Here is a 23,409-nt window from a genome sequence, read left to right as displayed (position 1 = left end):
CGGCAGGAGAGGACATGCGGGTGCGCAAGACGGGCAGCAGGGCGATATTCTATGCGCTGACGACAGCCTTGGCGTCGATCGGCGCAGCTCAGGCCGCGCCGCGTGCGGTCACCCCACTCCCCGATGGCTGGCGCTTCATCCAGGCCGATCCGGAAGGCGCGGAAACGACCACGCTGGACGATTCATCCTGGCGGGTCGTCAGCGTTCCGCATGACTGGGCCATTGCCGGTCCGTTCGATCCCAATGCCAAGGCCGCAGGCGAGAACGGCTTCCTGCCGAGCGGCGTCGCCTGGTATCGCAGGACGCTGGATCTGCAGCCCCGGCCCGGACGACGCTATTTCATGGAATTCGACGGCATCATGGAGCGCAGCGGCGTCTGGGTGAACGGCCACCACGTCGGCTATCGTCCGATGGGTTATGTCAGCCAGCGCTATGACATAACGCGCCATCTGCGCACGGATGGACCCAACGTGATCGCCGCGCGGTCCGACACGTCCGCCGCCCCCTCATCGCGCTGGTACACCGGATCGGGCATCTACCGCCACGTCCGCCTGATCGAGACGGATGACGTGCATATCCCGCAAGGCGGCCTCTATGTGCGCGCGGCGGCGATCGACGATGGCAAGGCAACGATCGAAGCCACGGCCGAAGTGCAGAACGACAGCCCGGCCGCGGCCGGGGTGAAGGTCGAACTGCTGCTGACCGACCCCGAGGGGCGCGAAGTCGCACGGACCGTCACTCCGGCCACCAGCATCGCCGCCGGGCGGACCAGTATCCTGCCGGTCCGGATCGCCCTGTCCCGTCCGCGCCGGTGGGACACGAACGATCCCGCGCTCTATCGCGCCGCCGTCCGCGTGCTCTCCGCTGACGGCACGCTGCTGGACAATGAGGATGTCCGCTTCGGCATACGCGAAGCCCGGTTCGATCCCGCAACCGGCTTCTGGCTGAACGGCCGCAACTTCAAGCTGAAAGGCGTGGCGCTGCATCATGACGGCGGCGCGGTGGGGGCCGCCGTGCCGCTTGCCGTGTGGCGCCAGCGGTTGACCACGCTCAAGGCCGAGGGCGTCAACGCGATCCGCACTGCCCATAACGTGCCCAGCCCCGAATTCCTCGACCTGGCCGACGAGCTGGGGCTGATCGTGATGGACGAGCTGTTCGACCAGTGGAACGTCGCCAAGACGCCGGAGGACTATCACCTCTTCTTCGGAGACTGGCACAAGCGCGATACGCTGGACATGGTGCGCAGGGATCGCAACCACCCCAGCATCGTGCTGTGGAGCGCCGGCAATGAAATCCATGACACCGCCTATCCGGTGCAGGCCAAGGCAGCGCTGCGCAGTATCCTCGACATCGTCCATGCCGCCGATCCCTCGCGCCCGGTAACGATGGCGCTGTTCCGCCCGAACGTGACGAAGGACTATGACAACGGCCTGGCCGACATGCTGGATGTGGTGGGCCAGAACTACCGCGAAAACGAGCTGATCGCGGCCAGCAAGCAGAATCCGAAGCGCAGCATCGTCGGCACCGAAAACGCCCATAACCGCAGCAACTGGGTGCCCGTGCGGGACTACGCGCCCTTCTCCGGCATGTTCCTCTGGACCGGCGTGGACTATCTGGGCGAGGCGAACCGGTCCGGCTGGCCCAATATCCAGAACCCGGCCGGGCTGCTCGATCGCACCGGGCGGCAGAAGATCAGCGGCATGGAGCGCGAAAGCTGGTGGTCCGACCGGCCGGTGGTGCATGTCGTGCGCAATGCCGATCCGGCAGCCGCAGGCCCGTCTACCGATGGTGCGGGCGGTCCGAACCAGCCTGTCCTGCCCACCATGATCGCCGTCGCGACACCCAAGCCCAAAGTCGCGCTGTTCGACGACTGGACGCCGCAGGATCGCACGCCGCATGACGAAACGATCGAGGTCTACAGCAATTGCCGGCAGGTCGAGGCCTTCCTCAATGGCCATTCGCTCGGCACGCTGCCGATCAATGCCGATGCTTCTCCGCGGCGCTGGGCCGTGCGCTATGCGCCGGGCGAAGTGCGGGCCACCTGTCGCGATTCCGGCAGCGAGGCCGTGTCTGACAGTTTGCGGACAGCAGGCAAGCCGGTTCGCATCGCATTGACGCCGGATACGCCGACCGTCGGCTCCACGTTTGACGACATGGTCTACGTTCGCGCGCGGGTTGTCGATGCGAACGGCGTCACCGTGCCTTCCGCCGCCCAGCGCCTGCATTTCGCGGTCAAAGGCAAAGGGCAGCTGATCGCAACCGACAACGGCTCCTCGGTCGATCATACGCCCTTCCCTTCACCCGACCGCACGGCGCAGGGCGGCCTGGCCGTCGCTCTGGTGCGAGGCGCGGGCCAAGGCCGCTTCACCGTGACCGCCACGGCAGAGGGCCTGAAAGGCGGCTCCGTCGATCTGTCCGCAACCGAATGACGACGGGGATAAAGGCGAACAGCTCTGCCCTCGGCATTGCTTAGGACTGTCGCCATGCGCAGTCCTAAGCAGCCGTAATCCAGGTGCGTGGAGCGAAAGCCACCGAAAATCGCCTGAGGTGACGCATAACTGTAAGACCCGCCGCCTAGGGCGCCTCCAGCAATCCGGAGTGCGCCTTGAGCTGGCTACGTGAAATCGACCGGTGGTTCATGGTCGAAGTGCTGCCTCACGCAGCGGCCTATCGCGCCAGAGCCGCACACTTCTGCGGCCGGGACGAGGCGGACGACCTGGTTCAGGAAGCCTATGCACGCGTGCTCGCCGCGCCCGACTACCGGGACATCGCCTCGCCGCGCGGCTTCGTGCTCACCGTGGTCCGCAATCTCGCCCTGGAGCGGCTTCGCCGGGCCAACGTGGTGCGGATCGACTTTCTCGCCTCGCTCGACATGCTGGACGTGGCCGACCCGTCGCCCGACGCCTTCGCCGTCAGCTCCGGACGGTCCGAACTGCAGCTTCTCCTGCGCCTGATCGAGGAACTGCCGCCCCAGTGCGGGCGGGTACTGCACATGCGCAAGATCCAGCAGATGTCGCCGCCGCGCATCGCCGAAGAACTTTGCATATCGCTATCGACCGTTGAAAAGCATATCGCTAAGGGGCTTTCCCTTATCACGAAGGCACGCCGCGAGCGTGTCGCCCAAGCGGAGGAACTTTGTCCGACCGTTCCGAAATCTCTGAACCAGCCGCTGACCTGACCGACATCGCGGCCGGGTGGCTGGCTTCGCTCGACGCCGGAACGGCTGACCGGCGCGCGTTCGAGGCGTGGCGGGCGGCAGACCTGCGCCATGCCGTCGCGTTCGCCGAAGTGGCGAGCACCTGGCGGGACATGAGCGAACTGGCGCGGATTTCCGGCGATCCCAAGCCAGCGGTGCCGGACGATGCGCCCGCGCCTGCCCCGGACGAGCAACCGACCCGCCGGCGCATGCTGCGCATCGCCGCGGCGGCGGGCGCGATGGCCCTTGCAGGCGGCGGGTTCGCCATGCGTGCGGCCGCCCGCAACAGCGCCGAGACCCGGATCGGAGAGCGCCGCGCGATATCCGAGGTGCCGGGCCTCTCGGTGAACCTCAACACCGACAGCAGCATCTACTGGAAAGACGGCAAGTCACCCCGGCTCTGGCTGGAGCGCGGAGAGATCGGCATCCAGCTCGATCCGGGCCGGCGGCTCAGCCTGATGACGCCGGGCGGGACATTCCATCTGGCGCCGGGCGACTATAACGCCCGCCTTCGCGGCTCCAGCTGCGAACTCGCGGTGCTTTCGGGAAGCGGCACGCTGGACGATTCAGCCCGCCCCTTCCAGCCCGGCGACGTTGCTCTGGCCACGGCCGGGCAGGCGAACGTACGGCAGCGCGAGACAGACCTCACCCGCATCACCGCCTGGCGCCGCGATACGCTGGTGTTGAACGGCGAAAGCCTCGATTACGCACTGGCGGAAATGAACCGGTACTTGCGCGGCAAGATCGTCATCGGCGATCCCGACCTCTCGCGCCTGCGCATCGGCGGCACGTTCGCCACCACCAATCCCACCGAATTCCTGGAGGCACTGGGCACGTCTTTCGGCGTGAAGGCCACTGCCGGGGCCGATGGAAGCATCGTGCTCACTCATGCCTGACTCACCCCCCGACCCAGGTCGCTGAAAAAAATTCTGCCGCCGGATAGCGGTTTTTTCGCCCCCATCCATCCTTGCCCCGACAATCGCATCCAGCGGGGAAATTCCATGTTCAAGTATCTGACGACGACCGCCATCGTGGCGGCCGCGATGCCGGCTGCCGCCTTGGCGCAGCAGGCACCGATCCAGTTCGACATCCAGGCCTCGGATACGGCCACCGCACTCAACCGCTTCGCCAACCAGGCGGGCGTGCACCTGGTGTTTCCCTATGACGCCGTAGCCAATCGCCGGGTCGCCGCGCTGCGCGGCCGCTTCACCCGCGCCGAGGCCCTGCGCCGCCTGATCGCCGGGCAGGGGCTGGTCGTGGCCAGCGAGACCCCGAGCATGATCTCCCTCAAGGTCTCGCCCACCGAGACCCGCGATGCCGCACCTGTGACCGTGGCAGACGCGGGTGCCACCGGCCAGGACATCGTCGTCCTGGGACAGGGGCAATCGCGCCAGGTCCAGACCGTGTCCGTGGCAGCGATGGAGAAGACGACGGCCGGCACCTCCCCGCTGCGTTCGCTGGGCCGCCTGCCCGGCGTGAACTTCGATTCCTCGGACGCGCACGGAGCTTACGAGGCCGCCACGCAGCTTTCGATCCGCGGCTTCATTACCGACCAGATGGGCTATACCCTGGACGGCGTGCCGCTGGGCAACATGCAGTACCGCAACAACAACGGCCTATCGATCAACCGCGCGCTTCTCAGCGAGAACAACGGCGGCGCCACGCTGTCTCAGGGCAGCGGCGCGCTGGGAACGGCGTCCACCAGCAACATCGGCGGCACGGTCGACTTCACCTCCATCGAACCCACGGCGAAGTTCGGGCTCGACCTGCAGCAGAGCTACGGCAGCGAGGACTCCTGGCGTTCCTTCGTGCGAATGAACAGCGGCGACCTTGCATGGGGCGGACGGCTCGCCATTTCCTACGCGCATGACCGGCAGGGCAAATGGCGCGGATGGGGCAAGCAGGAACAGGACCAGCTCAACGCCAAATACGTGCAGCCGCTGGGCGATGCCGTAACCTCGACCACCTTTCTCAACCTGATCGACCGCCGCGAGGACGACTATAACGACCTCTCGCTGGCCAAGATCAAGCAGTACGGCTGGAACTTCGACAATATCGAGAGCTTCCAGACGGCCGAGGATCTCGCCCGCATCGTCCAGAACGGCGGCACGGCTCCAGCGCCTTACGTGAATGCCGACGATGCCGTCTACAACGGCGGCGGCGTGCGGCGCGACCTGCTGGCTTACGAGAAGCTCGAATTAGCCCGCCTCGAAAGTGTTGGTCATCTCCGGCTTCAGGTTGGCGCGGATATAGTCGAACCCAGCCTGCGAACTGCTGGAGAACGGTCCGCTGGAGGCAGAGGCGACGAAGGCGGCCATGTTGCGCGTGTAGTCGGCGAAGAATTCGCTGGTGTCGTCCAGTTGGTAAAGCAGTCCGGCCGTGGGCAGGAACCAGTTCTCGGCCTTGATCGAACCGTCGATCGGCTTGCTGCTGGTGATCGTGTTCGCGGTGCTCTTGGAGACGACGCGTTCGACAAGCGCTACATCGCCTCTACCGGTACGGCCGGTTTCGTGACCTCGGATCCGGCCGGCACTTACACCACGCTCCAACCGGCGGCACCGCGGCAGGTCTTCGCCACCATCGGCCTGCATTTCTGACCCCTGCCGAAAAGCCCTGAACGGGACGTGCGCTCGCCCGGCGCGAGGCACGTCCCGAACACATCCCGGAAAGGACCAGCATGGACCGCCGCAATCTCCTGAAAGTCGCTCTGGGCACGTCCCTGATGCCGATCAACCTGGTCGCCGCCCCGACTTCTGCCGCGCCCCGTTCCAGTGGCCAGCGCTTCAGCTTCGCCTTCCTCAGCGACACTCACATCCGCCCGGAACTGGAAGCAGACCGGGCCTGCGCGATGTGTTTCGAGCAGATTTCCGCCAGCGATAGCGACTTCGTCATCCACGGCGGCGATCACGTCGAGGACGCCCTGGAAACCGGCCGCGGGCGCGCCACGATGCTGATGGACCTCTACCAGCGCACGGAAAAAGCCCATCTGCGCAAGCCGGTCCGCCACGTCCTTGGCAACCACGATTGCCTTGGCGTCTTTCCCAAGAGCGGTGTGGCGCCGGACGAGCGCGATTACGGGAAGCAGTTCTACATCGATCGCTTCGGGCCGCGGTACTACACCTTCGACCACAAGGGCGTTCACTTCGTCGTGCTGGATTCCATCGGGCTGACCGCCGACCGCAACTACGAAGGGCGCGTCGATCAGGAACAGCTCGAATGGCTCCGCGCCGACCTTGCCGCCCTGCCCCATGGCCAGCGCATCGTCGTGGTGACGCACATCCCCCTCGTCACGGCCATGCAGTGCTATGAACCCGAGTCCTGGCTCGATACCCCGCACAACTGGACATTCGTGGTCAACGGCCGCGAAGTCCTGCGCATCTTGCGCGGCTACAACATTCTCGCCGTGCTGCAGGGGCATAGCCATGTCTACGAGCAGATCGACCTGAACGGGCTGCCCTTCCTGTCGACCGGCGCCGTGGCAGGCGCGGACTGGCGCGGCGCCTTTCTCGGCACGCCGGAAGGCTATACCGAGATCACGATCGACGGGCAGAGCCTCACCAGCAGGTATCGCACTTACGGCTTCGTCACGCCCGATCGCGAAGACGTGCCGATCTGACGATGTCCCGCCCCCGGCCAGAGCCTCAGCGCCACCGGCCGCCTAGACGAACGGCCCTGTCGGGCCATCCTCCCTGCAACCAACACCTGCTGTCGCTCGCATCATTCATGTTCCGCATTGTTCGCCGGCTTTGCGCTGTCCGGCGCGGTTCCGGCGCCGTCGAACGTGCTGATCCGGAACGTGAAGCGCATGGGTTCCAGGCGGGTGCGATAGGGGAGCATGGGCTTGCCGAATTCGCTCCACTGCGTATCGCCGCCCACGCCCCATTGTGCCGCGTCGATCAGCAGGGTGCCATGATCGTGCGGGTGGATATCGGTGGATTTCCACGTCCCGGGGGCATGCCGGTCGAGATCCTCGTATGGGAACGCCAGGGCATTCGCCATGATCGGCATCTCGCCCTCCACCCTCAGCCCCCTGCCCGCGCCCGATACCTCGATCCAGCGCACGTCGACCTTGTTACCGGTCTCCTGCGGGCGGATGTAATCGTGGTTCTGCGCCGCCAAAGGGCCGCGCCAGAGACCGATGGGGGCCGAGGTCTTGCGATCCACATAGCTCTCGTGCGGCCCGCGTCCGTACCATTCCACCGTATCCAGATCGGTCGGCAGGCTGAACTCCAGGCCCACGCGGAAAGGCGGCGGGAGGTCGGTATTGAGCGGCGTGAACTCGCCCGAAACCGCCAGAGTGCCATCCCCCGCCATGCGGTAATGAAGCGCGAAACGAGCGTCCGCCTTGCCCAGCTCGTAGGTCACGGCAATTTCGCGCGCCCCTTCGTCAAGCGCGTGCAACGTGACGCCGACCAGCTTGCGTTCGTGGCTCATCGCCTTCCACACGGCGAGTTGGCGGTCAGTGCCGATGCCGATGTCGTTGTCGGTCACCGCGCGCCAGAAATTGGGCGTGCCGCCCGAGGCCAGCATTTGCCCGTTGCGGGCATAGGATCGTACCAGGCCGGTGATCCGATCGACCGTCAGACTGGCGCCGCTCGCCGAGAGTTCGATGACCCCGCCTCTTTCCGAGGTCGCCACCGGCCCCGCCACGGCTGAGGCCATGACGCGCGCGCCCGGATCGAGCGCGAACTGCTCCCAGCCGATCACCTGCCCCTCCCCGACCGCCGGCACGCTGCCCGCTTTTGCATGGGCGCGGACGGTCACGAAATACTCCGCCCCGGCGCGGCGCGGAAAGGTCTCCACCGGAAGGGTGAGAATACCGGCGTGATGGGCCGCCACGCTGGGTGCCGGCAATGTGCCATGCGCCGTGGCAACGCCGTTCTCCAGCAGTTCCCAATCGAAGGTGTAGCCGGATAGGTCGGTGAAATCGTGCCGGTTGCGCACGGTAACCCGGCCGGTCGCCGGATCGAACCCGTCGAACTGGATCGGCGCGTAGACCTTGCGCACTTCGAACAATGCCGGATTGGGGGTCCGATCCGATTGCAGCAAGCCATCGCCGAATTCGATATCGCCGCCCGGATTGGGGCCATATTCTCCGCCGTCACCCCAGTATCGGCGCCGGTCCTTGGTATAGCGGTACATCGACTGGTCCACCCAGTCCCACAGGAAGCCGCCTTGCAGCTTTTCCGGGTAGGCGTAGATCGTGTCCCAGTATTCCTTCAGGTTGCCGCCCGAATTGCCCATCATGTGGCCATATTCGCACTGGATCATCGGCTGCTTGAAGTTCCAGTTCCTGGCATAGTCGACCAGCTTCTCCACCGGATCGTACATCGGCGCGTAGATGTCCGCGTACCAGTTGGGGCGATGGTCGCTGACCCCGTCCCAGGTGCCCCAGCCCAGGTAACTTATGAGCCGGTCCGGATCGCGGGCCTTTACAGCCGCCGCTGCCGCCGCGAAGTTCGGACCGATGCCCGCCTCGTTCCCCAGCGACCAGAAGATCACCGAAGGGTGGTTCTTGTCCCGCTCCACCATGTTCACCGCGCGGCTGACATGCGCGTCCTTCCACGCCGGATCGAAACCAAGCTGGAATTCCGCCCGCCGTTCCGGATGCTTGTTGGCATAGTCCATGTAGGCATGGCTCTCGAGGTTCGCCTCGTCCATGACATAGAGGCCATAGCGGTCGGCAAGTTCGTAGAGGCGCGGATCGTTGGGGTAGTGCGACGTGCGGATCGCATTGATATTGTTGCGCTTCATCAGCTGGATATCGCGCTCCATCGATTCCAGCGAGACGACGTGGAAGGTTTCCGGGTCGTGCTCGTGCCGGTTGACGCCGCGGATGGTGATCGGCTTGCCGTTCACGGTGACGAGACCGTCCCGGATCGCCACATCGCGGAAACCGACGCGCGCATAAGTGGACTGGAGGATGCGCCCCCTGGCGTCGTAGAGTTCGACCAGCAGGAAATAGAGATGAGGCGTTTCCGCCGTCCACGGCTTCACGCCGGGCAAGCGGCCAGTGAGCGTGACGTTGCGCTCGGCCTGCCCGGCGCTGACCGCCTGCCGCCCTTCCAGAACCGTTCGGTCGCCGTCCATCAGCACGTAGCGGGCGCTCGTGGCGGCGCCGGGGGTGACCGCGAGGTCGATCGCCAGCGTGCCGGTGGCAAAGCTGTCGTCCAGCCCGGCGTGGACGAAGAAGTCGCGGATACGCGTCTTCGGCGCCGCCATCAGGAACACTTCCCGCTCGATGCCCGATACGCGCCAGAAATCCTGATCCTCGAGATAGGATCCGTCGGACCAGCGGAACACCTGGATGGCCACCGTATTGCGGCCCGGATGAACGAAGCCCGTCACATCGAACTCTGACGGCAGCTTGCTGTCTTCCGAGTAGCCGACCTTCCGGCCGTTCACCCAGACAGAGTAGGCCGATCCCGCCGCCCCGATGTGCAGGATCACGTCCTCTCCGCTCCATCCCGCGGGAACCTCCACGTCGCGGCGGTACGATCCGACCGGATTGGTCGCGTGCGGGATCAGCGGCCGATTGGCGGGAAAGGGATAAGTGATGTTGTTGTAGCGCGGCTGGTCGAACCCTTCGGCCTGCCAGTCGGCAGGAACCTTGATCGATTTCCAGCTCGACACGTCATAGCCGGGCTGCTCGAAACCCGCAGGCAGCGCATCGGCGCTGGGGGAGAGCGCGAATTTCCACTCCCCGCTCAGCAACAGGAACCGGGACGAATGGGTGCGATGACCGGCAATGGCGCGTTCGCGGCTCTCGAAGGGGAATCCGGTCGCCCGGGCAGGCAGCTTGCCGATGGCGTTGACCGCCGGATTTTCCCAGTCCGGACGGGACGGGTCGACCTGCACCGGCTGCACTTGCGGCGCCTGTGCCTGCGCCATGGTGGCCGTCAAAAATCCGATTCCGGCCGCCGCCGCGCGCCATTTCCCCATGCGAGACACCTGATTCCCTCCCGTTATCGCAGCTGGCAGATGTCGAGGACGTCCATGTCCTCGTAATCCAGGTTCTCGCCCGCCATCGCCCAGATGAAGCTGTAGTTTTGCGTCCCGGCGCCCATGTGGACGGACCAAGGCGGAGAGATCACCACGTCTTCGTTCTCCATCACGATATGGCGCAAGTCTTCGGGCCGCCCCATGTAGTGGAACACCCGATCGTCCTGATCCAGATCGAAATAGAGATAAATTTCAGAGCGGCGCTCATGGACGTGAGGCGGCATCGTGTTCCACACGCTTCCCGGCTCCAGCCGGGTAAGACCCAGGCAGATCGACGCGCTCTGGCAGGTATGCGGCAGGATCAGCTGGTAGATCGTGCGCTCGTTGGAATTCTCCAGGCTGCCGCGCCGCATCACATTGGCATCGGCCATGCCCACCTTGCGCAAGGGGAACGGAGCGTGTGCCGGCACGCTCAGCAGATAGAAACGCGCGCCCTCGCCCGCGAAACTGACCGCATCGGTGCCCATCGGCACGTAAAGCGCCTCATGCTTCGCCAGCGAGAACGGCTGCCGCCCGGCCGTGACCACCCCCACGCCCGCCCCGATGTTGACCACCGCCAGCTCGCGGCGTTCCAGCAGGGGGTGCCCGGCGGCGCTTTCGGGTTCGCTCTGGCATGGCAACATCAGCGGCTCGCGCCCCGGCACCGCGCCGCCGATGATGAAACGCTCACCGTGCGAGTAAGTCAGCACGATCTCGCCCGGCCGGAACAGGCCGGAGACGAGATGACGCTCGCGCAGGTCTTCGTTGCTTGCCCCCTGCATCATGTCGGGGTGGACCCCGTAATAGGTCTTTTCAAACAAGGATCGTCTCCGTCAGCGCGGCTTGCGGTCGAGTTCCGCCACTGCCGTCGCGGCGAGCAGGAAGGCGCCGACGCCGAAGTACTGGGTATCGCTGGGCAGGACCTGGTCGGGTCGGTCGCCCACCTGCTGCACCCAGCCAAGGCGGCCGTCCGGCTGGATCGCTCGTTCCAGCGCCGCCCAGCCCTTGCGCACCGCGGGTTCATACTCGGCCCTTGGCAACAGGCCCTGATGGATTCCCCAGGCAAGGCCGTAAGTATAGAACGCCGTGCCGCTGGTCTCCGGCGGCGAATTTTCCGGCGCGAGGAGCGAGGGTGCCCAGTAGCCGTCCGGCTTCTGCAGGCTCTTCACCTTGGCTGCCATGTCCTTGAACAGCGCCTCCATCCGGGTGCGGTCGGCGCTGCCGGCGCCAAGCAGCGGGATCACCCGCGCCATGCCGCCGAACACCCAGCCGTTGCCCCGCGCCCAGAACACCTTGCGCCCGTTGTCGCGCCGCTCGAAGAAACGGCTGTCGCGATAGTAGAGGTGCTCGGCCGGGTCGTAGAGGAAGTCCGTCGTCGCCCAGAACTCCTTCATCGCGAACGTCAGGTAGCGATCGTCGCCGGTCTGGCGGGAGAGTTCGGCGAAGGCGGGCGGCGCCATGAACAGCGCGTCGCACCAGCACCAGCGCTTCAGGCACTCGGTCGCGCCATAGCCTTCGGGCGGGATGGCGAAGGCCAGCGTGGTGACCGCTGGCTTGTCCACCACCGTGTCGAACGCCGCCTTCGTCGGGGCCAGCGCCGCCGCGCCCGCACCGTGGCCGGCCGCCCAGACATAGGCTTGCGCGATGGCCTGATCGTCGGCGAAATAGAGGTTGTCGCCCGGGCGCCAGGCGTTGCGCCGGCCCATCGCCAGCACCGCCTCGGTAATGCGCGGCGGCGCGCCCGCGTCGGCCAGCGCGGTCATGCCCACCCAGAACACGGCCTGCTCCCACCCGCGGGTCTTGCGGGTCTCCTCCGTGGCGCGGGGAATGTGCGACAGGTCATCGAGATGGGCCAGCTGCCAGTCGGCCAGCTTGACCGCCGCCGCAACGGGCGACTGTGCCGTCGGCGCCGCAAGGGCGGGCGTAGCGAAGGCCGCGCAGATCAGTGCAGCGGGGAACAGGTTTCGGATATTCACGAGGCGAGTTCTCCTGTCGGGGTCAGGCGGGGGCTGATGAGGTGAAGCGCCGCAAGGGCGATGAGAATGGCGCATCCGGCGCCATGAAGATCAAGGAATGGCTGCCGGTCAATTGCAGAACGGTGCCGACGACGTGGCGATCGGCATTCCGGCGATGGCCCGGCAAGGGTATCCGACTTTGCGACACGCCTGCCCTTGCACCCTCCTCCACGACGGTTTGCGGCACCTGCTGCATGGTCATCCTCTCGCGAAAGAGAGAGCGCCCGGGACATCCGCCCGGGCGCCCGGCCGGGAGTGGCTCAGAATTTGCCGCGAACGCCGAACGAGACGGTCGTGCCATTGAAGAACGAGTTGTCGCGCCGCGACTGGCCGTTGCCCTTCGGGCCGTCGGGGTCGGAGTAATAGATATAGACGTTCTCGTTGGTGATGTTCAGCGCATCGATCCGCAGTTCGATCATGTCGTTCAGCTTGTAGCTGATCGTGCCGTCCAGGAAGCCCTGCGGTGCCGTGTAGGGGATCTGGTCGTTCCCCGTATTCTGCGACGTGATGCCCGTCTTTGCGCGATAGTTGTAGGAAGCGCGTACCGCAAAGGGTCCCTTTTCATAGAACGCCGTGGCGCTGTAGGAATACTTGGGCACGAACTGGATCGGCACGCGGGTACCTTCCGTCGTGACGAAGTCGTCGCCCTTCTGGTCGATCAGGGTCAGGCTTCCGGTAAAGCCCAGCCCGTCGAACGGCTTGGGCAGGAACGTGAAGTTCTGCTGATAGGCGAATTCCAGCCCCTTCAGCTTCAGTTCGCCCTGATTGACGTACTGGGTCCGACGGATCAGGAAATCGTCGGGAATGTCGCCGCCCGGGAAGCCCAGCGAGACGGCATTGAAAGCGCTGTCCGGCAGGCCGAGCGAGCCGAAGGTCACGAAGTCCTGCACCGCCATCGCACGGTCGACGATGTCCTTCTTGAAGGCCCCGATGCTGAGCAACCCGCCCGGCGCGAAGTACCATTCCACGCCCGCGTCGAACTGCGTCGCCATCTGCGGCCGCAGGTTCGGATTGCCCACCGTGACGTCGGCATTGAACACGTTGGGCACGACGGTACCACCGGCAATCGCCGTCAGTGCCGCGCGGGTGATCGTCTTGCCGGCAGAGGCACGCACGACGACCTTGTCAGTGACGTCGTAGGCAAGGCTCGCCGATGGCAGCCAGTTGTCATAGCCGCCCTCGCGCCGCTGCGGCAGGAACACGCCGGCGCCGGCGCTCTGGTAGTTGTGAATGATCGTGGAGGTGTCGGAATAGCGCATCCCCACGTTGCCGCGCAGTTCCTTGCCGAAGACCGGCAGCGTGAAGTTGGCCTCGAAGAACGCGGTCTTGACGATCTCGTTGGCCTTGAACGCGCCATTGAGATTGACCGGCGCCGCCGCGTTGGCGGCATTGGCATCCAGATCATCCATCACGAAAGAGCGCGGGAACGTGGCAAACTGCGAAGGATAGCCCGGGTTACCGCCGTCGCGGATCTGGCCGAACTGGATGTACGGGTCCATGTTGGAGAACACGTCCATCCCGGCGAGTTGGGCGGAGGCGATGCTGCTGCCGTCCTGCTGCGAGATTTCCTTGCCGGTGTCCACATAGCTGCCGCCCAGCTTGACGGCGAACGTGCGATCACCGTCGTCGACCAGATCCCAGTCCAGAACCGCGCGGGCGGTCTTTTCCTTGTCGATCTCCCGATTGAGCGAGAAGCCGAGGCCCGGCGCGGTGAAGTTGGCGGGATCGGTGAAATCGATCGGCGAACTGATCGTGGGATAAGTGACGTTGCCCGTCGGGTCGAACGTGCTGGTGATCCCGTAGAGATTGCTGGTGATACGATTGGCGGTGTAGCGCGCATTGCTGTCGCTGAGATTGCCCTGCGCCGACAGTTTCATGGTGTCGGTGAGGTCGTAAACGGCGCGCACGATGCCGTACTTGAAGCGGGTCCGCGCGTTTCGGAAGAAGCTTTCCTGGATGAAGCTGGTGTTGCCGAAGGTGCCGTAGAGATTGTTGAACTCGTCGATATGCACATCGAGCGGGATGATGCCCGAATTCGTGCCGACCCCGGGGGCACTCGTGGTGCCGGGCACCGTGCGCGAATTGCGGACCGCCGCGCCGAAGGTGAATTCGTCCGCCTCATCCTTCAGTTCGGAGAATATGCCGTCCACGCTGACGTCCAGGCGATCGGTCTTGTACTGGATAGACCCCACCAGACCGATGCGTTCGCGTGTATTGTTGGATGTGAACACCCGATAGAAGCGCGGCAAGTAAGCGTTGTTGATCTGATCCCGGGTCAGATCGCCATAGTTCGCCAGCGGATTGTCGAGGTCCATCTGGAACTGGAAAGGCCCGCCCACGGTCGTCGGCCCTCGATAGGCCAGCGACCCGATCGCGGAGGAATTGTAGCCGCCGGTCGACTGGAAGCCCGAACGCTCGTTGACGTTCTTGGCATAGGCCGCGCCCACCAGGACGCCGAAATCGCCCCAGGTATCGCTGAACAGCAGCGATCCACGCGGCTGCCACTTCTTCGACTGGGTATTGTAGTTGGCCTGCGCGGTATAGCGGATCACCCGGCCCGCGCTGTCGAACGGACGCGGCGTCTGCAGGTCGACATTGCCGCCGATGCCGCCTTCCTCAAGGTTGGCCAGCGGCGACTTGTAGACGTCCACCCGGCCGAACAGTTCGGATGGAAAGACGTCGTAGTTGAAGTCACGCGTCGAGGATCCGACGTTCTGCGATGACGTGGTGTGAACGGGCGCGCTGTTGATGGTGGTGACGGTAAATTCCGAGCCCAGACCGCGGATGCTGATGCGCTGGCCTTCGTTCGAGGCGCCGTCCCTCGACAGGAACACGCCGGGAATGCGCTGCAGCGAGTCCGCGACGTTGGCCTCGGGAAACTTGCCGATATCCTCCGCGACGATGGAATCCCGCACGCCGATGGCTTCGCGCTTCAGCTCGATCCCTTGCTGAAGACTCTTGCGAAATCCGGTGACGACAATTTCCTCGGTTGCCGGCGCCGCTTTCGGCTCCTCACCCGAGGGACGAGATGTGGCGGCCTCCTGCGCCGAGGCTGCGTTGCAGGCTGCCAGAATTGCCAAAGCGCTCACCGTGGAGACTGCGGCTGTAACCACCCTCATGATCATCCTCCCTCATCCGCGATTCGTCGCGCGATAAGATAGTTGTCATATAACTTTGGATGCTTGTCAATTGTCGGACTACTTAGGCCTCGATCCGTCATTGCCGCTGGCGATAGCGTCGCTCAGTTCGGAATGCCTGATCAGACTCTCCTGCATGTGCAGCCGTGCTGCCAGGCGGGCGCCCTCGATATCCATGCGAATGATCGCCTCCAGCAAGGCCTCGTGCTCGTCACTGACCTTGCCGACATAGGCCTGATGCACGTCTTCGGACTGATCGCGCAGATAGAGACTGCGCGGCGGAACCAGCCTCACCCCCAGGAACTGGATGAATCGCACGAAATAATCGTTCTGCGTCGCCCGGGCGATGGCCAGATGGAACTCGCTATCGACCTGTGCCGAAGCGGCGGGATCGTCACCTACCTCGCGCATGCGTCGCAGCGCCGCGCGCATTTCGGCAATATCCGCCTGCGTGCGCCGGGCCGCCGCAAGACCAGCCATCTCAGCCTCGATCGCCTGCCGCATTTCCAGTAGCTTGATGACGTCGGAAAGCTCGGAAAGCTCTTCTTTCGTGACCTGAAAGGCCCGGTACTGCGCCGTTTCGGAAACATAGACACCCGACCCCTGCCGGGCGACCGCAAAGCCCTGCGCCTCCAGCCGGGCCACAGCCTCCCGCACCACGGTCCGACTCACTTCCTCGCGCTCGGCGATATCCTTCTGGGCGGGCAGCTTGGAGCCGGCGGGAATGAGCCCGGAGATGATCTCCTCCTCCAGCTTCGCGTAGAGGATATCGGCCAGGGAGGCGGCTTTCACCATGGGCAGTCTTTCGTCGTTGACGGGAGAAAACCTCCCGAACGGTTCCATTCCTACACGAAGCGCTTGGCAAACGACAGATAGCAATTTATCAGGTTGGCATACAACTTTGACACATAGTCTTGGAGAGGGCATGGGGCAGTTTCACAGATCCGCGCGCAGCAGGATCGCAGCGGGATTGGCAATAGCGATCGCTTGCGCGCCGGCCAGCCTGTACGCCCAGCGGCAGGACGACGCGCAGCTCAAGGTGGAAAAGCCGCTTCCTCCGCCCAAGAGCAAGACGCCGGCCGCCGTCGCCCAGTTCGCCCCCTATCGCTATGATGACCTTCTCTGGGAAAACGACAAGACCGCGCACCGCATCTATGGCCGCGCATTGGAAGCGGCCGAACCGCCATCGGGGTCGGGCATCGACAGCTGGGGCAAGAACGTCGCCTGGCCCTTCGCCGACCGGCAGCTGAGCAGCGGCGACCAGCACGGCTATCACGGCGAAGGCCTGGACTTCTACAACGTGGGTACCGGGCGCGGCGCGGGTGGGCTGGGCATCTGGCAGGACAACAAGCTGTGGACCTCCCGCAATTACCTGCGCGCGCGTATCCTGAAGTCCGGCGGGAAGGAGGCGGATTTCAGCGTGGATTACGCCCCCTGGCCGGTGGATGTGGATCGCAAGGTCTGGGAGACCCGCCGCTTCACGCTGCCGCTCGGCACGCATTTCACGCGGATGGTCTCGACCCTGCAATCGGATTCCCCGGCGCCGCTGGTGGTCGGGATCGGCATCGGCAAGCGCACGACCGGCGCGCGCGATAACGAAGCCACGATCGATCGCGCCAAGGGCCTGATCTCCTGGTGGGGACCCGAAGACGGCGCGCATGGCCACATGGCGATCGCCGTCCGCGTCGACCCCGGCATGATTGCCGACGTGAAACAGGATGCGGACAATTACCTCGTCCTGCTCAAGGTTCTGCCCGGCAAGCCCTTTGTCTACTATTCGGGCAGCGCGTGGAGCAAGGGACAGGACATGTTCGCGACGCGGCAGGCGTGGGACGCCTACGCTGCTTCCCAAACGCTCGACTTCTCGATTCCAAAGGACTGAACATGACCATGAATCTGGATCGCCGCGCGCTGCTGGCTGGCGCCGTAGCGGGCACCGCAGCGCTTTCGACCGGCGCCGCCGCTGCCCGCGTTGCCGGCCAAAAGCCACTCGGCCAGACCGGCCTCCATGCGGGAACGGATGACCGCGCCTATATGCTGGGCCTGCTGGAACGCATGGCGACGCCGGTGCTCTCCCGCATGGCGCGGGGGCGTCTTCAGCAGGACTGGTCTCCGGAACTCAGCCCAAGCTGGGATGGCCGGAATCCCAAGGTCGCCTATCTGGAGGCATTCGGCCGGTTGATCGACGGCATTACGCCCTGGCTCGCCCTGCCCGATGACAACAGCGCGGAATCGCGCCTGCGCGCCCAATTGCGGGAGCAGGCGCTGGCAAGCTACGTCCACAGCGTCGATCCCAAGAGCCCTGACTACCTGCTGTGGAGCGCGGAGGGCCAGCCGCTGGTGGATTCGGCCTATTTCACGAGCGCCCTCCTGCGCGCGCCGAAAACCCTGTGGGACCCGCTGGACGCGGCCACCAAGACCCGGATCATCGCCGAGATCCAGGGCTTGCGGCACGTAACGCCGCCCTACACGAACTGGCTGCTGTTCGCCGCCATGAACGAGGCCTTCCTGCTCTCTGTCGGCGCCCAGTGGGACCCGATCCGCATCGACCTTGCCCTCCGCAAGTTCGGCGAATGGTATGTCGGAGACGGCTGGTACGGCGACGGCGAGCACTTCCACTTCGACATGTACAACAGCTACGTCATCCATCCGATGCTCACGCAGATCCTGGATGTGCTGGTCCGCACCGGTGTCAAGTTCAACAAGCTGGACCCCGCAGAGCGCCTGGCAACGCAAGTGAAGCGGATGCAGCGCTTCGGTGAGGTGTTGGAGCGCATGATCGGCCCGGATGGCGCATTTCCGCCGGTCGGCCGGTCGCTCACTTACCGTACGGCCGTCCACCAGCCGCTGGCCTATCTCGCGTGGAAGAAGCTGCTTCACGCCAAGCTGCCCGAAGGTCAGGTGCGGGCTGCCACGCTGGCAACGCAGCGCCGTATCTTCACCGATCCCAGCAATTTCGACGCCAAGGGCTTCCTGACGATCGGCTTCGCCCGGCACCAGCCCAGCCTGGGCGATGTCTATTCAAATGCCGGCAGCATGTATATCGCCGCAGAAAGCCTGCTCGCGCTCGGGCTGCCGGCCAGCGACAGCTATTGGCAAGCGGATGCGCAGCCGTGGACCATGCGCAAGGCTTATGGCGGAGCGGACTTTCCCAAGGACTATTACATCGAGGTCTGACGCCGCAAGCCGCCCATCCTGCCGTTGCGGTTTGCCTTGCAAGGCCTGGCTGCGTGATATGCGGGCCACCGTCGAACTGGAAAGCCGGAATCCGACGATCTCTCCGCCCTTGGCTTTGCTGCGCACGTTCCTCACTCTGAGCGACGAGGATGTGTCCCGTAACATGGCCTTCCAGGCCCGGTGCCCGGGTGGCACCGGGCCTGGAAGAGGGAAGCCGGCGGATTTAATACGAGATCGGGTTGCTGTACGGCCGTTTAGAAGCGATGACCTGTCACATGTCGACGCCAGCCATTCCGCATTCCGCACGGTCCACCAAGGGGGAGGCAACGCGCCATGCGATTCTAGATGCCTGCGAAGTGCTTTTTGCGCAAAACGGCTATCTGGGAACCTCCCTTCGCGATATCGCGGCGCAAGCGGGTGTCCGAATGGGCGTGGTCCACTATCACTTCGGCAACAAGCACCTCATTCTCGATGCGGCATTGGAACGCAAGCTGCCGTTGTTGCAAGGCAGGATCGCGGCAAGCTTCGAGCTTGCGGAAGCGGCTGAAGGCGAATTCGGGCCTCGCGAAATCGTGACCGCCTTCATTCTGCCGTTCCTCACCGCCGCCTCGTGCGAGGCCAGCCCTCTGCGCAATTACATCGTCATGACCTCGCACCTGATGAGCGCGTATCGCATGCCGGAATTGCGACCGATCCTGGCCAAGCTGTCGGTTATTTCCGGCATGCTCACGGAACGGTTGCGGATCCACCTGCCGGCCATGGCCGAGAGCGACCTTCTTGCCGCCGTCTATCTGATCGAGGCGGCCCTGATCTTCATGGTGCAGGATCCCGGGTTCCTGGACGATCTGACCGATGGCCACTTTTCCGCCCGTAAACTTGAGGACATCGCCCAGCCGGCCCTGCGGTTCTTCACTGCGGGCCTCGTCAGCCTGCAGGCCTGATTGTTTTAACAGGTAGGTCGACCGACCAAATTCGTTATTCTTCTCCTCGACAGGCGGCTGCAGGCTTTCGGGCAAAGCGGTGCGCCAGGAGAGAGGCGCCGGCCAAGGTCCTGACAAGGGACGGGCCGGATCGGGCACATGCCGGAAGGAAAACGAGATGGGAAGGCAAGGCACCCTTGCGTCCGCGCTGGATGGGCGCGACGCTGCGAACCTCAGGGGCGATCCGATCACGGGCGATCGCTACACCTCCCCCGCCTTCATGCAGCGCGAATGGGACCACATGTGGACCCGCATCTGGCATGTCGCCGGCCGCACTGCCGAACTGGAGGAACCCGGCGACTACATCGTCCATGACTTCATGAACGAATCCGTGTTCTGCGTTCTCCAGGAGGACGGCGCGATCAAGGCGTTCTACAACACCTGCGGTCACCGCGGGCAACGCCTGGTCTGGAATTCAAGCTCCCAGGAATCCTTCCAGTGTCCCTATCACGGGTGGGTCTGGGGCAAGGACGGCGTGCTGGCAAAGGCGCAGGACCCGGAGGATTTTCCTCAGGGCAATCCCTGCGGCAAGCTCAGGCTGAAGGAACTGCGCTGCGCCACCTGGGGCGGCTTCGTGTGGTACACGATGGACCAGGAGGCCCCGGAACTTCTGGATTTCCTGGCACCCATGCCGGAACTCTATCGCCATTATCCGATGGACACCGCCGTGCGCGTGTTCTGGATGAAGATCGACCTCGACACCAACTGGAAGTTCGCCACCGACAACTTCTCGGAAAGTTACCACACCCGTACCGCCCATCCGCAAGTGCCGCCATGGATCGACCAGGACGTCGATACCGCTCGGCACGAAATGTGGCCGGGGGGCCATGGCCGCACCGTCCAGCCCATGCGCCCTTCCCTCTCGGACCGTCTGCCCGAGGGCGTGGACCATCCCTTCGATGCGATCCTGCAGGCCTGGGACATCGATCCGCAGTCCTATCCCGATTTCGAAACCAAAGCGATGCAGGGCTGGCTCGACCTAAAGGCCGCGAAAAAGCGGCTCTGGAAGGAGCGCGGCTACGTCCACTACGAGAACATGGACGACGAGGAGATCACCGACAGCCCGCATACGGTGATCTTCCCCAATGTCACGATCAGCTTCCTGCCGGACAATCTGGTGTTCTTCCGGACCGAACCACATCCGACCGATCCGAACAAATGCACGTTCGACTTGTGGTGCATGGCCTTCCCCGTTGCGGGGCAGAGCGTGGTGGAATCGGTCATGGCCGGTCCCCAGCCCCTGCGCGAGGCGGAGATGCAGCGCCGCGCCTTCGACAACGGCCGCGGCGTACCCGAGATCAGGGACCAGATCGTCTATCAGGACATGCTCCTGGCGGAAGGCCAGCAACGGGGAATGCACTCCCGCGGGTACCAGGACGCCTATCTGGCCGCGCAGGAAACCCGGGTGCGCTTTTTCCACGAAGTGCTGAACGACTACCTCGAAGGCCGCCGCTGAAGGCGCTCCGGTCCCGGCACCGGGGACCGCCAACCATGAGCGACGCATCTTGCGGCAAGCCGATCCCGGCGTTCCGCCGCCACCTTCGGCGGCTGGCCCGCCATGTTCGGGGAAACGACCTCTAACCATAAAAAACAGAACAGTTGGGAGTAGGAAGATGAAGAACTGGCTCAATGCAAGCTCACCCCTCGCTCTTGCTGCCGGGGCGATGATCCTGCCGCAGGCGGCCCTCGCCCAGAACAGCGCCCAGGATGATCGGCAACTCGCCCCGACCGGGACCAGCCAGCCCGAAAGCAGGATGCCGGTGGGCATCCAGGAGATCGTCGTCACGGCGCAGAAGAAGGCCGAGAACCTGCAGGACGTGCCGATCTCGATCACGGCGGTGGGCGGCGAAGCACTGGCCAGCACCCAGGGCACTTCGCTTCAGGCGCTTCAGGGCCAGATTCCCAACGTCCAGATCGACAACTTCGCCAATACCCCGCAGAGCGCCGTCTTCACCGTGCGGGGCATCGGCGTGATCGAACCCGACCCATACGCCGGTAATACGGTGTCGATCGTGGTCGACGGCGTCCCGCAGTTCTTCTCGATGGGCGCGCTGCTCGACCTTTACGACGTGGACCGCATCGAAGTGCTGCGCGGCCCCCAGGGCACGCTGTTCGGTGCCAATACCACCGGCGGCGTCATCAACGTGGTCACCGCCCAACCCACGGGCAAGTTCGGCGGTCACGTCAAGGCGGTCTACGGCAATTACAACCGCATGGACCTCACCGGCTCTATCGAAGCGCCGCTGGTCGATGACGTGCTCTCGCTCAAGGTCGCGGGCATTCATACCCAGCGCAAGGGCTGGGTGACGAACGTGGTCGACGGATCGGACCTCGGGCGCAAGAACCTCGACGCAGTGCGGGCCTACTTGCGCTTCACGCCCAGCGCCAATTTCGATGCGACGCTTCAGGGCGAATACGTCAATGCCCGCAATGGATCGCCCATCGTCATCAACGGCGCGCGGCCCGGCGAAGTGCTCTACGTCGCCCCCGGCACCGAGGGAATGTACGTCAGCCCCTGCGCCACGAACGGCATGTGCATAGCGCCAGACAAATATTACGGCGCCAACAACTCCGTTCCCGATCAGTCCAACATGGACACTTATTCGGGCACGCTGACGATGAACTGGCGCAACACCGGCCTGGGCGACTGGACCGCGATAACCGGATACAAGCGCTTCAAGCTCCGCGAATATACCGATCAGGACGGTACGCCCCTGTTTCTCAACGATACGTACCGCCGAACCGTGGGCTGGCAGTTCAGCCAGGAGCTGCGCACCAATCTGGAACTCTCGGACAGGCTGAACGTGCTGGTGGGCGGCTTCTACCTCAAGGACCATTACGATCACATCCAGGCCTACCGCCTGCAATTCGCGGCGCCGGGCTTGCTCCAGACCAACTTGCAGGATCAGGACAACTACTCCATTTCCGGCTTCGCGCAGGCCTATTGGGAGGTGACCGACCGGCTCAAGCTTCAGGCAGGCATCCGCTACACGCACGAGCGGACGGAATCGGCCCCCAGCCTCATCACCAGCATCGGCGCGGCGGCAGGATCGACCTACACCGGCGAGGGCAATACCGTCATCGACAGCTTCACCGTGGGCGGCAGCAAGAGCTGGGACAATGTCGGCTGGAAGCTGGGCGCCGACTATGAAATCGCCGACGACACTCTGCTCTATGCCAGTTGGGCGCGCGGCTTCAAGTCGGGCGGCTTCACGGCACGCGTCGGGATGCCCGCCGACGGCGAGAATCCATACGATCCCGAGAAAGTCGATACTTTCGAAGCCGGCGTGAAGGCCGACTTCCTGGATCACCGCCTGCGCGTCAACCTTGCGGCGTTCTACACCAATTATCGCGACATGCAGGTGGCGCAGATCTACTTCGATACCGACACCAATACCCAGGGCAACCGCATCCTCAATGCCGGCAAGTCCGAAATCAAGGGATTCGAGCTGGAAACCACCGCGGCCCCGGTAGACGGCATGACCCTGCGCGCCTCGCTCGCCTATCTCGACGCGAAGTACAAGACCTTCCTCTATGGCGATCCCCTCAGCGGGGAGACGCTCGACCTGGAAGGCTACCGGCTTCAGAACGCGCCCAAGTGGAACGCCAGCTTCGGCGCGAACTTCGTGATCCCGCTGGGCGACGATGCCGATCTGGTCAGCGACGTGAGCTATACCTACACCAGTTCCAAGTATTACACGGCGATCCTCGACACCCCGCGCTCGAAAATCCAGCCCACCCACCTTGTCGACGCCTCCTTGACCTACAAGCCGCGCGGCGGCGTCTGGTCCATCGGGCTATGGGCGACCAACCTGCTGGATTCGCGCTATCTTTCGACCGTCTACGACAGTCCGGGCTATGCCGGGCTGGCCGGCTATGCCCCGCCGCGCCAGTGGGGCGGCTCGGTCAGCTTCGATTTCTGA

16 protein-coding genes and 1 pseudogene are annotated in these 23,409 nt (G+C 64.5%); 10 read left to right on the top strand and 7 right to left on the bottom strand.

All coding sequences use genetic code 11. The annotated features are described in order from the left end of the window. Positions 1 to 14: 14 nt before the first annotated feature. The 4 genes and pseudogenes from ACZ1J6_RS03100 to ACZ1J6_RS03085 form a co-directional block, all read left to right on the top strand. Positions 15 to 2,429: a glycoside hydrolase family 2 TIM barrel-domain containing protein gene (locus tag ACZ1J6_RS03100; protein WP_431567516.1), complete on the top strand. Its 2,415-nt coding sequence runs from the start codon at positions 15 to 17 to the stop codon at positions 2,427 to 2,429. Positions 2,430 to 2,605: 176 nt separating this feature from the next. Beyond that, positions 2,606 to 3,178, top strand: coding sequence for an RNA polymerase sigma factor (locus ACZ1J6_RS03095; RefSeq protein ID WP_132266628.1), 573 nt, complete (start codon positions 2,606 to 2,608; stop codon positions 3,176 to 3,178). Then, positions 3,136 to 4,092, top strand: coding sequence for a FecR family protein (locus ACZ1J6_RS03090; RefSeq protein WP_431567517.1), 957 nt, complete (start codon positions 3,136 to 3,138; stop codon positions 4,090 to 4,092). Before ACZ1J6_RS03095 ends, ACZ1J6_RS03090 begins: the two co-directional genes overlap by 43 nt. Before the next feature lie 105 nt (positions 4,093 to 4,197). Continuing rightward, positions 4,198 to 4,827: pseudogene (locus ACZ1J6_RS03085) on the top strand (TonB-dependent receptor plug domain-containing protein); the annotation flags it as partial. A gap of 567 nt (positions 4,828 to 5,394) precedes the next feature. Here the strand turns inward: ACZ1J6_RS03085 and ACZ1J6_RS03080 are convergent. Continuing rightward, positions 5,395 to 5,787 (bottom strand): TonB-dependent receptor domain-containing protein, encoded by a 393-nt coding sequence (locus tag ACZ1J6_RS03080; RefSeq protein WP_465127433.1) that lies wholly within the window; start codon positions 5,785 to 5,787, stop codon positions 5,395 to 5,397. Between the two features lie 86 nt (positions 5,788 to 5,873). On the opposite strand from ACZ1J6_RS03080, the gene ACZ1J6_RS03075 reads away from it, so the two are divergent. Then, positions 5,874 to 6,812 carry a metallophosphoesterase family protein gene (locus ACZ1J6_RS03075; protein WP_431567519.1) on the top strand — a complete coding sequence of 313 codons (939 nt, stop codon included), beginning with the start codon at positions 5,874 to 5,876 and terminating at the stop codon, positions 6,810 to 6,812. 101 nt (positions 6,813 to 6,913) lie between these two features. Here the strand turns inward: ACZ1J6_RS03075 and ACZ1J6_RS03070 are convergent, their stop codons facing one another. The 6 genes from ACZ1J6_RS03070 to ACZ1J6_RS03045 all read right to left on the bottom strand — a co-directional run bounded on the left by ACZ1J6_RS03070 (position 6,914) and on the right by ACZ1J6_RS03045 (position 16,124). Then, on the bottom strand, positions 6,914 to 10,138 hold the full coding sequence (locus ACZ1J6_RS03070) for a glycoside hydrolase family 2 TIM barrel-domain containing protein (RefSeq protein ID WP_465127390.1): 3,225 nt from the start codon (positions 10,136 to 10,138) through the stop codon (positions 6,914 to 6,916). A gap of 23 nt (positions 10,139 to 10,161) precedes the next feature. Then, on the bottom strand, positions 10,162 to 10,998 hold the full coding sequence (kduI, locus tag ACZ1J6_RS03065; RefSeq protein WP_431567521.1) for a 5-dehydro-4-deoxy-D-glucuronate isomerase: 837 nt from the start codon (positions 10,996 to 10,998) through the stop codon (positions 10,162 to 10,164). Between the two features lie 12 nt (positions 10,999 to 11,010). After that, positions 11,011 to 12,147: a glycoside hydrolase family 88/105 protein gene (locus tag ACZ1J6_RS03060; RefSeq protein WP_431567550.1), complete on the bottom strand. Its 1,137-nt coding sequence runs from the start codon at positions 12,145 to 12,147 to the stop codon at positions 11,011 to 11,013. 28 nt (positions 12,148 to 12,175) lie between these two features. Beyond that, positions 12,176 to 12,394 carry a hypothetical protein gene (locus tag ACZ1J6_RS03055; protein ID WP_431567522.1) on the bottom strand — a complete coding sequence of 73 codons (219 nt, stop codon included), beginning with the start codon at positions 12,392 to 12,394 and terminating at the stop codon, positions 12,176 to 12,178. 58 nt (positions 12,395 to 12,452) lie between these two features. Then, complete coding sequence (locus ACZ1J6_RS03050) at positions 12,453 to 15,311, bottom strand: TonB-dependent receptor (RefSeq protein ID WP_431567523.1); 2,859 nt, start codon at positions 15,309 to 15,311, stop codon at positions 12,453 to 12,455. A gap of 78 nt (positions 15,312 to 15,389) precedes the next feature. Further along, complete coding sequence (locus ACZ1J6_RS03045; RefSeq protein WP_465127389.1) at positions 15,390 to 16,124, bottom strand: FadR/GntR family transcriptional regulator; 735 nt, start codon at positions 16,122 to 16,124, stop codon at positions 15,390 to 15,392. A 175-nt stretch (positions 16,125 to 16,299) separates the two neighbouring features. Here ACZ1J6_RS03045 and ACZ1J6_RS03040 point away from each other — a divergent pair, with 175 nt between their 5' ends. The 5 genes from ACZ1J6_RS03040 (at position 16,300) to ACZ1J6_RS03020 (ending at position 23,409) form a co-directional block, all read left to right on the top strand. Beyond that, entirely contained in the window at positions 16,300 to 17,211 is a 912-nt protein-coding gene (locus ACZ1J6_RS03040; protein WP_431567525.1) for a DUF4861 family protein, read from the top strand. Between the two features lie 2 nt (positions 17,212 to 17,213). Further along, positions 17,214 to 18,506 (top strand): DUF2264 domain-containing protein, encoded by a 1,293-nt coding sequence (locus tag ACZ1J6_RS03035; RefSeq protein ID WP_431567526.1) that lies wholly within the window; start codon positions 17,214 to 17,216, stop codon positions 18,504 to 18,506. 239 nt (positions 18,507 to 18,745) lie between these two features. After that, positions 18,746 to 19,447: a TetR/AcrR family transcriptional regulator gene (locus ACZ1J6_RS03030; protein ID WP_465127388.1), complete on the top strand. Its 702-nt coding sequence runs from the start codon at positions 18,746 to 18,748 to the stop codon at positions 19,445 to 19,447. A gap of 157 nt (positions 19,448 to 19,604) precedes the next feature. Beyond that, entirely contained in the window at positions 19,605 to 20,942 is a 1,338-nt protein-coding gene (locus ACZ1J6_RS03025; protein WP_431567528.1) for an aromatic ring-hydroxylating oxygenase subunit alpha, read from the top strand. A gap of 157 nt (positions 20,943 to 21,099) precedes the next feature. Beyond that, the gene (locus ACZ1J6_RS03020; RefSeq protein ID WP_431567529.1) at positions 21,100 to 23,409 is read left to right on the top strand and encodes a TonB-dependent receptor; all 2,310 of its coding nucleotides are present in this window, start codon (positions 21,100 to 21,102) and stop codon (positions 23,407 to 23,409) included.

The sequence above is a fragment of the Novosphingobium sp. BL-S-21 genome (genome assembly GCF_055521655.1).
This window is presented reverse-complemented; position numbering and strand designations above follow the sequence as displayed.